Origin of the sequence: Methylosinus sp. RM1 (assembly GCF_011378635.1) — a bacterium.
GTDB lineage: Bacteria > Pseudomonadota > Alphaproteobacteria > Rhizobiales > Beijerinckiaceae > Methylosinus > Methylosinus sporium.
On record NZ_WOVC01000064.1, the window covers coordinates 1 to 10,583 of the forward strand.

At 61.2% G+C, this 10,583-nt stretch carries 8 protein-coding genes; 3 read left to right on the forward strand and 5 right to left on the reverse strand.

Translation table 11 applies throughout. The features are described 5' to 3' along the window. The first annotated feature begins 334 nt into the window (after positions 1–334). Entirely contained in the window at positions 335–2,368 is a 2,034-nt protein-coding gene (locus tag FMZ75_RS20280; RefSeq protein ID WP_166145880.1) for a M23 family metallopeptidase, read from the forward strand. A 4-nt stretch (positions 2,369–2,372) separates the two neighbouring features. On the opposite strand, the gene FMZ75_RS20285 is transcribed toward FMZ75_RS20280, so the two are convergent. Further along, a complete protein-coding gene (locus FMZ75_RS20285; protein WP_166145883.1) occupies positions 2,373–2,924 on the reverse strand; it encodes a hypothetical protein in 552 nt (183 codons plus the stop codon). Between the two features lie 24 nt (positions 2,925–2,948). Continuing rightward, positions 2,949–3,179, reverse strand: coding sequence for a hypothetical protein (locus tag FMZ75_RS20290; protein WP_166145887.1), 231 nt, complete (start codon positions 3,177–3,179; stop codon positions 2,949–2,951). Positions 3,180–3,361: 182 nt separating this feature from the next. Here FMZ75_RS20290 and FMZ75_RS20295 point away from each other — a divergent pair, with 182 nt between their 5' ends. Then, entirely contained in the window at positions 3,362–4,393 is a 1,032-nt protein-coding gene (locus FMZ75_RS20295) for an AI-2E family transporter (RefSeq protein ID WP_166145890.1), read from the forward strand. Positions 4,394–4,398: 5 nt separating this feature from the next. Here FMZ75_RS20295 and gluQRS read toward each other — a convergent pair whose 3' ends face one another. The 3 genes from gluQRS to aroA are packed head-to-tail and all read right to left on the reverse strand — an operon-like array spanning position 4,399 to position 7,254. Next, complete coding sequence (gene gluQRS, locus FMZ75_RS20300) at positions 4,399–5,217, reverse strand: tRNA glutamyl-Q(34) synthetase GluQRS (RefSeq protein ID WP_166145893.1); 819 nt, start codon at positions 5,215–5,217, stop codon at positions 4,399–4,401. A 14-nt stretch (positions 5,218–5,231) separates the two neighbouring features. Then, positions 5,232–5,879, reverse strand: a complete 648-nt coding sequence (gene cmk / locus FMZ75_RS20305) for a (d)CMP kinase (protein WP_166145896.1) — start codon at positions 5,877–5,879, stop codon at positions 5,232–5,234. Then, the gene (gene aroA, locus FMZ75_RS20310) at positions 5,872–7,254 is read right to left on the reverse strand and encodes a 3-phosphoshikimate 1-carboxyvinyltransferase (RefSeq protein ID WP_166145899.1); all 1,383 of its coding nucleotides are present in this window, start codon (positions 7,252–7,254) and stop codon (positions 5,872–5,874) included. Before aroA ends, cmk begins: the two co-directional genes overlap by 8 nt. A gap of 284 nt (positions 7,255–7,538) precedes the next feature. Here aroA and FMZ75_RS20315 point away from each other — a divergent pair, with 284 nt between their 5' ends. Continuing rightward, positions 7,539–10,499: a methyltransferase domain-containing protein gene (locus tag FMZ75_RS20315; protein ID WP_166145902.1), complete on the forward strand. Its 2,961-nt coding sequence runs from the start codon at positions 7,539–7,541 to the stop codon at positions 10,497–10,499. Positions 10,500–10,583: the final 84 nt, after the last annotated feature.

Below are 10,583 nucleotides of genomic sequence, written 5' to 3' on the forward strand. Positions count from 1 at the left end.
CCGACGAACCAGCCGGGTGGCTGAACTCCGCTAGAAGACGAAGAAGCGACTTCGTTCGCTGCTCGTTGGCAGCGCCGCCGTCGATGGCCGCTTTATAGGGCCACCCCCTCCAAACTGTCAACAAGCGGTTTCGAGAATTTTCACGAAACCGTCGTCGAACCCATAAACCCTCGGAAATCCGGGCGATTCGTCGGTGGATAACTTCAGCGCCGCAATTGGGCCATAATGCGCAGGCTTCGTTTTGTAGCTTCGGGAGCCGCTCCCGAAGCCGCCCATCGAAGCGCTCAGCGTCTCAGTCGTTTATCGAACCCGAAAACGGATCGGCCGCCACTCAATGCCCCTCGATGCGAACAGGCGCCTCGCTCACGCTCTGGCGGAGGTCGATTGGACCGACCTCGGCGATCAGCCGGCCATAGAAGCGGACGGCCAGCGACACTCGCCGCTCGACCGCCGTCGCGTTTCCGTCCGTTGGCTGTCCGGCACTGTGCTCACAGGCCTCTCCGGCGCTCTGCTCATCAGTTCGGCGGCCTATACGGCGCTCGACCATCAGTCCCGTTTCGCCGAGGCGCCGACCCGCGCGCAGATCGGGCGCAAGGACGAGAGGGACGCTCAGGTCGTCAATCCCAAGAAGGGCGACCGAATTTTGCGTTCGGTGGATATTATCGCGGCCAAGCAGACGTTCAAGACGACGACGACGGCCCGCGCCGGCGACAAAGAAGTGATGCGCACGCGCGCCTATACGCATGTGGCGACGACGCTGACGCTGGCGCCGACAAGTTTCGCCGAGGAAGTGCCCGCCTTCAATCCGCTGAAGCTGCTGGCGGACTCCCGCAACGCCACCGATAGCGCGGCAGAGCCGGAGATAGCGCCCGACGACGCCGAGGTGTCTTTCGTCACCCGCGATTTCGCGAGCGACGAGACCGAGCGGCAGAGCGCGGCGCTGTCGCTCGAGGAATGTCGGGCGCAGGTCGCCGAGCAGGCGAAGACACAGCTCGCGGCCGGCGCCAAGGCGGCGCTGCCCCTCCCCGGGCAATTGCTGCTGTCGCGCACCAGCCGCGCTTCCCTCGATCCGCAGGCCCTCGCCTACGCCACGACCGGAGCCCCTTCGGTCACGGCGCCCTTCTCGGCCATAGAAGTGCGCATGGTGCCGGAAAACGTCACCATCGCGCCCCGCTCGGCAGTGCCGCAGCCGACGCAGATGGACGAGAAGCTCATCGTGCTGCGTCGCGGCGAGACTCTCGTCGACGCGCTCGTCGCCAATGGCGTGCCCAAGGCGACGATCGGCGCGGTCGCGGCGGCCTTCGGCGGCAAGCGCGTCGAGACCGCGGCGCGCGAGGGCCAGAGGATCAAGCTGCTGTTCGCCGATTTCGACGCTTCCGGCGCCAATCTGCAGCTCGCCCGCATCTCCATCTATGCCGACGACCGTCTGGAGACCATGGTGGCGGCGACCGACCGCGGGGCCTTCCTCCAGGTGACGGCGCCGGCCAATCTGGCCAAGGTCGGTCGGCGCGGCGCGGCGAGCATAGACGAGGACGGCGGCGAAAGGGACGACGATCCCGGCGCTATGCGCCTTTATGATTCGCTCTACGAAACAGCGCTGAAGCAGGATATTCCGCGCCCCATCATCAATGAGCTCGTCCGCATCTTCGCCAGCGATCTCGATCTGCAGCGCGGCGTCAATGGCGGCGATTCGCTCGACGTCCTCTATGACGAGAACGAGGAAGGCTCGGGGCGCGAAGCCCTGCTCTACGCATCCATCACCACGCGCAACGAGACGTTGCGCTATTATCGCTATCAGACCGGAGACGACGGGCTCGTCGATTATTACGACGAGAACGGCCGCTCGAGCCGCAAATTCCTGGTGCGCAAGCCGATCGCCGCGGGCGAGACGCGATCCGGCTTCGGAATGCGCCGCCATCCGATCCTCGGCTATTACAAGATGCATACGGGCGTCGATTGGGCGGCGCCGATCGGCACGCCCATTCTGGCGGCCGGCAATGGCGTGGTGGTGGAGGCCGGATGGCACAGCGGCTACGGCCGCCGCGTCGAGATCCAGCACGCCAACGGCTATTCGACCGCCTACAATCACATGTCCGGCTTCGCGCGCGGGATTCGCGAGGGCACCCGCATCAAGCAGGGCCAGATCGTCGGATTTTTGGGCTCGTCCGGCCTCTCGACCGGCCCGCATCTCCATTATGAGGTGATGGTCAACGGCCATTTCGTCGATCCGATGCGCGTCAAGCTGGCGCGCACGCGCGAGTTCGACGGCCGCCTGCTCGCCGATTTCAAGCGCGAGCGGGATCGTATCGATCAGCTGATCGCCAAGGCGCCGAACAATCCCCGCATCGCCACGCAGCAGGGGCGCTGAAGGCTCACGCCGAAGCGTCGCCGCGTCGCCACAGGGCGGCGGCGAAAGCGCCGAGCAGGATGACCGCCAGGATCAGGAACAGCGCCGATTGCTTGAACCAGGCGATGGCCGGCACGGCGACCGCCATGGCGAGGCCGAGCACGGCGATGTCGAAGGAGACATGAATCCCGGCGACGAAAGTGCCGAGCGCCAGCAGCAGCAGCAGAGCGAGCCCGGTCGCCGGCGCATTGAGGAAGCTGTTCACGCTCGGCCATAGAACAATGTTCATGGCGACGAGAAACGCCGCCCAATGCAGCGCCTGCGTGCGCGCCAGCGCGAAACGCGCGCCGCGGTCGCTCGCCTGACGCCAGCCGATCGCGACGCAAGCGACGCCGATGGCGACGCCGAGAAACTCCCAATAGCCATAGAGAGGCTGCTGGGCGAGGCTCGTATAGGCGACGCCGAATATCGCCAGAACCAGGACGATGAGATAGGGCGCCTTGCGTTTCAGCCAGGAGCCGATACGCGCCACGGCCGCCTGCTCTCCGAATTCCGGCGCGACGCTATAATCGTTCATCTCGACCCCTACCCTAATTGCGCCTCACCGGACAGGAACGCGCCGCCGCACGCGAAAGAGGCTGCGATGCGTGCGCGGGCCGCGCGCATGGCTGCGCGGGATCGCGACACGCTGCGTATGGGACGGGCGCACGAACCGCCGCTCCTGCGCTTGCGCCTCCGAGGGCCCGGCGACGATGAGCGGCGATGCGACGAGCGCCGCCAGCAATCCCATGGCGAAGGCGCGGCGCGAGCAATTCTCGGTCTCACTGTCCATGGTCGCTTCTCCAATTCATCCAAAAGGCTCGACGCCAATTAGCGCTCGGCGCGCGCTCGGCAATCGCGCCGCCTTCGGCGCGGAGCTTTATTGCCGCGAGGCTTCGCAGGAGACGTTTTCGAAAGACGGCGGCGCTCTACCTGTCCCCGAGAGCGTCTGCGCTCGCGACAAAGGGGGAAGCGATGGGAGAGCGAGCGGCCGATACGGCGGCGGTCATCGTCATCGCATTCGTGATGCTGGCGGCTTTCTCGATCGGCCAGTCCGTGCTGGAGCCGGTCGTCTTCGCGCTATTCATCATCGCGCTGCTCTGGCCCTTGCAGCAATGGCTGCAGACGATGACGCCGCGGCCTGTGGCGCTGCTCCTCAGCATTCTCATCGCGCTGGCCGTGATGATCGCTCTGTCCTCGCTCATCGTGTGGAGCGGCGGCGAGATCGTCGACTGGTTCATCCACAATGTCGAGCGCGTGAAAACCTCATTCGAAAATGCGACCAAATGGCTGGAGGCGCACGATATTTTCGTCGCGTCGCTGGTCACGGAGCATTTCAGCGCGGCTTGGGTGCTGGCGATGATCCGCGCCGCGGCGACGCGGATCAACATATTCATCGGCTTTGCTCTGGTGGTGCTGATCTATGTGATCATGGGCCTCGCCGAAGCCGGCGGATTCGAGAAGAAGCTCGCCGCCTCGCGCAGCGAGGAGACGGCGCGCTCGCTGCTTCACGCCGGGGCCAGCATCGCTCAAAAGCTGCGCCGCTACATGCTGGTGCGCACTGCGGCGAGCCTCGCCACCGGCGCCCTCGTCTTTCTGTTCGCGCTGGCGATCGGCCTCGATCGCGCGGCGGCCTGGGGCGTGCTCACCTTCGCCTTGAATTATCTGCCCTATATCGGCCCTGCGGTGGCGACGCTGCTGCCCGCGCTCTTCGCCTATGCCCAATTCGACTCGGGCCATGCCGCGCTTCTCGTGCTCGGCGTTCTGAGCATGGTCCAGCTCGTCATAGGCAGCGGGCTGGAGCCGGCCTTTTCGGGCTCGGCGCTCGCAATGTCGCCGACGGTCGTCGTCTTCTCCGTCCTGCTGTGGACCTTTCTCTGGGGCCTGCCGGGGGCCTTCATCGGCGTGCCCATCGCCATCGCCTTTCTGACGCTCTGCGAGCAATTTCCATCGAGCCGCTGGGTCGCCGCGCTCCTCTCCGACAAAGGACCGCCGGACAAGGATTGAGGGTCTCACGCCAGCCCGACCATGGCACGCACATCGGCCGGCGTCGCGCCTTCCGCCCGCAGCTCCCGCAACGGCTTGGAGAGCCGGCTCTTGGCCAGCTTGCGGCCGTCCTCGTCCAGCACCATCGCATGATGGCGATAGGCCGGCGCCGGCAGGCCGAGCAATTCCTGCAGCAGCCGCTGAATGCGGGTCGCCTCGAAGAGATCCCTGCCCCGCACGACATCGGTGACGCCCTGGAGCGCATCATCGACCACGACGGCGATGTGATAGCTCGTCCCTATATCCTTGCGCCCCAGCACGACGTCGCCCCAATCCTGCGGCGGGGCGACGATCACCTTTCCATGCTCGCGCCAGGAGACCTCGCCGCCGACGAGAGCCGCGGCCTTCGCCATATCGAGCCGCAGATTGGCGCCGGCGCGCGCGAGCCCCTTGCCGCGGCAGGTTCCAGGATAGAGCGGCGCGCCGTCGAGATCGCGCCCAGTGCTCGAGCGGGCGATGTCGGCGCGCGAGCACACGCACGAATAGAGCAGGCCCAGCGCGTCGAGCTCTGTGAGCGCCGCGGAGTAGTCCTCGAGATGCTCGGACTGGCGGCGGACCGGCTCCTCCCAGGACAGGCCGAGCCAGGCGAGATCCTCATAGATCGCGGCCTCGAATTCCGGCCGCGCCCGCCCCTGGTCGATATCCTCTATCCGCAGCAGGAAGCGGCCGCCCTCGCGCCGCGCGAGATCGAAATCGAGCAACGCAGAGAAAGCGTGGCCGAGATGGAGATAGCCGTTCGGCGACGGCGCGAAGCGAAAAATTTTTCTCGTCCCGTCCCCGCTCATTCGCGCGTTCCGCGTCAGCCAGCGAGCGCCGCCTTCTCCTGCACGATGGCGCAGGCGGCCGCGAAGGCTTCCTCTATGTCGAGATCGGTGGTGTCGAGCGGCGTGGCGTCATCGGCGATTTTCAGCGGCGCCGAGCTGCGGCCGCTGTCACGCTCGTCGCGCCGGCGGATGTCCTCGAGAATATGCGCATAATCGACGCGCTCGCCGCGCGAGGCCAGCTCCAGCGCGCGGCGCTGCGCGCGCTTCTCGGCGCTGGCGGTGACGAAGATTTTCACCGCGGCGTCGGGACAGATCACCGTGCCTATGTCGCGCCCGTCCAGCACCGCGCCTTCCGAGCGCGAGGCGAAGCTGCGCTGCGCCTCGATGAGCGCCGCGCGCACCTGCGGAATGGCGGCGACGACGGAAGAGGCCTCGCCCAATTCGCGCGAGCGCAGCCGCGCCTCGTCGAAATCGCAGAGCGCGAGGCCGCGCGCCGCCTCCACCGCGGCGCGAATATCGTCGAGCGGCCGCCCATCGTCGAGCAGCGCGCAGGCGGTGGCGCGATAGAGCAGGCCGGTGTCGAGATGCGGCAGGCCGAAATGCGCCGCGAGCCGGCGCGCCAGCGTGCCCTTCCCCGAGGCCGCCGGCCCGTCTATGGCGATGACAAGTCCCCGTTCAGGCAAAGCGAGCCCCCAGCCCTTCCATCAGGGCGCGAAAATTCGGAAAGCTCGTCGCGATCATGCGATCGTCGTCCACCACCGCGGGCGCGTCGGCGCCGAGCCCCATGACGAGAAAGCTCATCGCGATGCGATGGTCGAGATGCGTCTCGACATTTCCCCCGCCTTTCACGCGCCCCGCCCCGCCGCGCACGATGAGATCGTCGCCGACGATCTCGCAATCGACGCCATTGGCCTTCAGCCCCGCGGCGATCGCCTCGAGACGATCGGACTCCTTCACCCGCAGCTCGGAGAGCCCGCGCATTCGCGTCTCACCCTCGGCGAAAGCGGCGGCCACCGCCAGTATCGGATATTCGTCGATCATCGACGGCGCGCGCGCCGCCGGAACGTCCACGCCCGCGAGGCGCGAGGCGGTCACGCGAATATCGGCGACCTCCTCGCCGCCCTCCTCTCGGACGTTCTCGAGCGCGATCTTCGCGCCCATCTCGGCGAGCGTGGTGAGGAGGCCGCAGCGCAGCGGATTGGTCATCACCCCTTCGACCACGATCTCCGAGCCCTCGGCGATCAGCGCCGCGACAATGGGGAAGGCGGCGGAGGACGGATCGGCCGGCACGCGCACCAGGCTCGGGCGCAGCTCGGGCCTTCCCTCCAGCGTCACCTTGCGCCCATGCTCGCCATAAGGCTCGGAGGCGACACGGGCGCCGAAATGGATGAGCATTTTTTCCGTATGGTCGCGCGAGGCCTCGCTCTCGATGACCACAGTGCGGCCCGGCGAATTCAGCCCGGCCAGCAGCACGGCGGATTTGATCTGCGCCGAGGCCACCGGCGTCTTATATTCGATCGGCAGAGGCTCGGCGGTTCCCTGCAGCAGAATGGGGCAGCGCCCGCCCTCCGCCTGCTCCAGCACGCGCGCGCCCTGCAGGACCAGCGGATCGAGAATGCGGCGCATCGGCCGCTTGCGCAGCGAGGCGTCGCCATCGAAGCGCGCGGTGATCGGATGGCCGCCGACGACGCCCATCATCAGCCGCGAGCCGGTGCCGGCATTGCCGAAATCCAGCGTCTCGCGCGGCTCCAGCAGCGAGCCGAGGCCCGGCCCGCGCACGCTCCAGCTCCCCGGCCCGAGCCGCTCGATCCGCGCGCCGAGCTTGCGGCAGGCTTCGCCGGTGCGCAGAACGTCGTCGCCCTCGAGCAGCCCCTCGACCCGCGTCTCGCCCACCGCCAGCGTCCCCAGGATCAGCGAGCGATGCGAGACGGATTTATCGCCGGGCGGCCGGCAACGTCCTGTGAGCCCGCTCGCGCGCAAGGCGCTGAGCGGCGAGGGGGAATGTTCGGCGTCGGTGTGCAATCTGGCTCGATCTCCGGCCGCGGCGCCGTTTCCCATGGCCCGCGCAGCATCGGCATATACAACGCGCGCCGCCGCGTCACAAATGCCACGGGCGGGCCTTGGTCGTTGCGGCGGCTACCCAATTTAAGACGAAGCTGTCGTTAACCGCTAAATTGGTGCATGCGTGGCAGACTACCGCAGGGTCCTCGCATGCCGTTACGATATTGGATCAGGTTGACGAATGTGAGCACAGCTCAGGCGAGAGGGACACCCCAGCACATTTTCGTTTGTGCAGCGCGCGCTCTGCTGTGTAAGGTAAATGCATAGAACGGGAGGGGCTTGTGCCGACTGAAGAAAAATTAAAAAAATTCGCCGTAGAACGATATATCGAAACATATCTCGCATTGAGCACGCAACCCCCTGAAGATGCCACCACCGACTCCCAGCTAGCTAGCATAGTTCTTTCGCTATCAGAACGAATCGGCAAAGTTGCGGCAGGAGCGGTTGTCGATATTGGATGCGGACAAGGCACATTACTTAGACGAATATTTGACCTTCCTCACTTTAAGAATAATTTATCATGGATATATATTGGAATCGATGATGCGCATCATCTAGCAAAGGTGCAGGAACTCGCGAGGCAACTAAAGATTAATCGAAAAGTTGAGGTGATTGATCTTAATGACTTCTATGATAAATGGCCAGACGTCCCGGATTTTCAGATTGTAGTATGCAGGAATGTTCTCCACGAGCTCCGAATTGTAGATACAGAAAAACTTATACAACACGTATTCACTTCAATTAGAGCGAGCGATACATTTATTATTCAAGATCTTATTCGGTTCCCAGTGAGTGAAAGGCACAACGCTTGCTGGATTCCAGAAAAGTTACAAGAGTGCTTACGCGAGATCGGCTTTCACGTCCAGCCGCCTGTGGTACAAGGAACACGAAATGGCAATGCATATTTTAATGTTATCTCAGGCAGAAACACAGACGTGTTACTAAATGCCAACCAAGCCAAAGAAGCTGTGAAGAACGCCAGATTTCGTCAATGGCAAATCTGGATGGAAATCGAAAACCAATCTCCTGATAGTCTCCCGGCACGCGACGATTTGATCGAAGCCCTTGATATTGACCTCCAAGTTACCGCGCTGACAAGGCAGCTGCTGGATGTGGGAATGCTTCAAGCCGTCCTCGCGCCGGATATCGAAAGACGCGTCAGAACGTCCGAGTTCACTAAGCTTGTGGAAGGCGCCGTCGACCGAGGCCTAACATCGCAATTTCAGATTGAGGAAAAGGTCCACTTTAGAGAACGGGGCGCCCAACTCGACATCCTTGAAAAATTCTTGCGAGGTTCTGGCAAGCTAGCGGTCGTTCATGGGGGCTCTGGGTATGGAAAAACGACACTCGTGCACCGGCTTCTTGCTACAAGATCGTATGGCAAGCTTGTCGTTGAGATCGATGGGCGCCGCATTAAGAACGCGTGGGCATTTATCGAAGAAATGTTCACTCAACTTGGAATTAGATTAGCTCCAGAACAACTAAGCGTGCTAGGGAACCTCTCACTTGAGGCTGCAGAGCCGACGATCCGGCGCCTATTGAATAAAGTAGCATCTAATCTAATTGTCTTCTACGATAATTTCGATGTCATCTGCAATGTAAGCGGTGAGATCGAGGATCCAGAGCTAGCTTCTGTCCTCTCTATAATTCTTAGTAAGGAAAGAATAAAGGTAATAATTGGTAGTCGGCGCGAGTACCCTCCCCGAAAGATTATCGACATCGTGAATGAAGCTCCGGCGACTGTTCGAGTCGGTCGCTATGCCACCGATTCGACTGTAACAAATATTATTGATGATTATTTTAACAGATCTGCATCTGGACTATCGGAATATCCGCAATCTCTCCTCGATGCGATTGACCGCCATCCCCTCATCACGGTTTTGGCAGCACGAGCACTCCAACGAGCGGGCGCGGGACTGCTTCTCGATCAATCGTTCGTGAATGAGCTTTCGAATAAGCTGAGGGACGAGCTGTGGGGAAGAATCGTCGGGCCTGATGCAAGGTCGGCAGTATTGGCCGCGGCAAGCTTGCGCGTATTAGTTCCGATTGTTATTCTTGAAGGCTTATCAGAAAAGGCCTCGATTTCGGCGGCTCAGGAAGAAGAGGTAATTTACTCACAGCCGGATCAACGATGGGGTTCAATATGGTCTACTATAGGATTATTCAAGTTAAAGAACTCATCTCAAGATGAATTTGAAGACGAAAACAATCATATTTCACGGCCGATGGCCGTAGATCATTCTAAGGTTGCGTCTCTCTACAGATACGTATATCAAAAAGATGATGATCCGAAGTGGATACGTGAAAGTTACTATCATCAACTTTTGTCAGTTGATGGGAACCTGAAGGGGCTTTCAGAGGGAGCTGGAAAATATTATTATGATGAATTGGTTGCCTCAGCCGATTATCACTATGTGCGCTCACGCAATTTCAAGTCGGCTCTTGACCTATACAGTCAGGCCCTGTTAATTCGACCATTGAATCAAACATCTGAAATGCGCCGCGCATCTTGCCTTATTCGTCTTGGTGACAAGCGATCGGGTGAGAAGGCTTATAAAAATTTGGTTGAACAAGCCCCTGCTCATCTCGGTATCAAAACGTCGCATGTGGATGCAACGCTTTATAGAGGAGAATATGAAGAGGCAATAAGAATTCTATCTTTTTATGGCCTTAATCACGAGAGCGAGTGGGTCGAGTGGCAATGGGGCCGTGCTTATCTTGGTTTAGATCAATATGAGAGCGCGCTATCTTATCTTAATAAAATAGTAGTCGGCCCAAATGACGACTCTCATTACTACATATACCTTGCTCGTGCTCAGGACTACGCCGGTGATTTCGCCGGAGCTTTGAAGACGCTTAGGGACGCAAAGAGAAAATTCCAAACCGATGTTGGTGTTGGATCAGCTCTAGGAGTAGAGTTAGAGAAATTTGGTGAATATGATGAGGCCGAGTCAATATTAAGGCCGCTTTTTGAAAAATATTCTGACAACATATATGCCGCGTCTGTGTTGGTTAAAATTTTGATACGATCTGGCTCAGTAACTTCGGCCCGGCCGATCATTATGCGGGCGGTAGACGCAGCACCGCCAACCCTTGGACATCTAGCGGTTTGTATGCAAGCTGATTTTGATGTTGCAGAAGGTCGGCCGGAAGTGGCTCTCGCTAGGCTCTTAAAAATTTCAGAGCCTGACCCCACTGTCTGTATAACCACTCTTGAGGTCGTGCCCCCACCGGTGGTGTAGCAGCTCGGGAGCAAGCCGCTTGCGACGCGCGCTTTTCATAGCGCCGTAGCGAGCGAGCGGCTTGCGGCGGCCACCGGCGATTCT

Bases quoted from the DNA above. Each gene is read 5' to 3' on its own strand.
- gluQRS (WP_166145893.1), bottom strand. From the start codon at position 5,217: ATGAGCGGGGACGGGACGAGAAAAATTTTTCGCTTCGCGCCGTCGCCG.
- FMZ75_RS20290 (WP_166145887.1), bottom strand. From the start codon at position 3,179: ATGGACAGTGAGACCGAGAATTGCTCGCGCCGCGCCTTCGCCATGGGA.
- FMZ75_RS20295 (WP_166145890.1), top strand. From the start codon at position 3,362: ATGGGAGAGCGAGCGGCCGATACGGCGGCGGTCATCGTCATCGCATTC.
- FMZ75_RS20280 (WP_166145880.1), top strand. From the start codon at position 335: ATGCCCCTCGATGCGAACAGGCGCCTCGCTCACGCTCTGGCGGAGGTC.
- FMZ75_RS20285 (WP_166145883.1), bottom strand. From the start codon at position 2,924: ATGAACGATTATAGCGTCGCGCCGGAATTCGGAGAGCAGGCGGCCGTG.
- aroA (WP_166145899.1), bottom strand. From the start codon at position 7,254: ATGGGAAACGGCGCCGCGGCCGGAGATCGAGCCAGATTGCACACCGAC.